1 protein-coding gene is annotated in these 1,400 nt (G+C 51.6%); it reads right to left on the bottom strand.

Annotated features, from left to right (window positions below):
* The coding region (locus tag KDK19_RS12690) for a hypothetical protein (protein ID WP_257292108.1) at positions 1-1,400 on the bottom strand (1,400 nt) is incomplete at both ends.

The following is a 1,400-nucleotide window of genomic DNA, read 5'->3' as shown; positions in this document are numbered from 1 at the left end:
TTGCCATTGCCAGCGTTTCATCAGGGTCTGTTCGCTGTCAGAAGGTCCAAGGGAAATGACGAAAGCCTGTCCTGAAGCCTTCGCCATTCTGGCGGAAAAATAACTTTTTCCGGTGCCCGTTTCCCCCTGCAGGAATATGACTGGTGAGTCTGCAAGCCGGTCATGGAGTCGGGATAAGCGACGGCTTTCGCGATCCTTCTGACTCATCTCGCCATGATAAAGGTCGTGAGCCAGTGCTGACAGTGGCTGATCAGCGGAACCCTGCCATGTCAGTGATAGGGACAGCCGACTTTCTATGCGTTCAATGCCTGCTGCTTCAGAATGTGCTGTTCTGGCAATATGAAAACAATCGGTGGCCAGAGCATGAATGGCATCGGACCGGGTCTGCCCTGATGGCAAAGGGAGTTGCCAGCCAGAAGCCAGCGCATCTTGCAACCGTTTAATCTGTCTTGATGGTCTGATAGCTAACCGTTGATATTGCTCTGCTGCTGCCGGATCAACTGCCAACTGATACGCCATTGCCTGTCGTTGCTGTTCAGGCGCATGGGCCACGATCATGGCACAGAGCCTGTCCAGAGATTCTTTTTCAGTTTCCTGTGAAAATGGACTTTCATGGGACAGTTTTAACGCTTCAAATCCAGTGTCCTTAAAGACTGCCGGGTCAAAGGTTCTGGCCAGTAGCCACAGGTTCTGCTTCACAAACTCTCTATCCAACCTCGAGGCACTAATGATGATGTCATTTAATTGATCCGGGTCAACCGAGGCAGTTTGATCCTCATCGGGAAGTAATTGCCAACAAGCCACTTTCATAAAGTCACGCACCGTCGGATTCTGTCGGGTGCCATGGGTGATGAGGCTGTTAATGGCCTTGCGCCAGTGGCGAGGCAGGAGTTGTGGTGACTGGTCAGCCTGCTGTGCCCGCCGGGCAGCCAGTATCAGGTTATTCAACAGCCCCTCGGTCAGTTCAGGCAGAGGCTTGCAAAGGTTGCCAGGTACGGTTTTAAACGCTTCGTAAAGTTGCCGAAGTGCTTGTTCGGGCAGCTCAGTCCGGGGGATATCATACCTGGCTCCATTGATATCCCAGATATCCACCTCAGGACAGGGTTTACCCGAGGCAACCATCAAACGGAATAGTGAAGATGGGCTTTTCACGGACTCAGGCCAGAGTACGGTGACATGAGCTTTTGGGTAGACGTGTAACTGGCCATTAATCAACAGAGGTTGGCCAATAACCAGGGGTTCCAGAAGCTGCTGAAGCGTTGAATTACTTTCCAGTCCCCTTAATACAACCGGAGTGCCAGAGCTTAATGCCTCCTGCAACTGAGTTTGACGTCGTCCAAAATGTGCCTTTTGTTCCGAGGTGATATGGATATTATCAAACAGCTGACTGAGGCTGGTCT

The sequence above is a fragment of the Endozoicomonas sp. ONNA1 genome, assembly GCF_024606325.1.
Classification (GTDB): domain Bacteria; phylum Pseudomonadota; class Gammaproteobacteria; order Pseudomonadales; family Endozoicomonadaceae; genus Endozoicomonas_A.
Note: the sequence above shows the minus strand (reverse complement) of the source record. Positions and strands in the feature narration are given on the sequence as shown.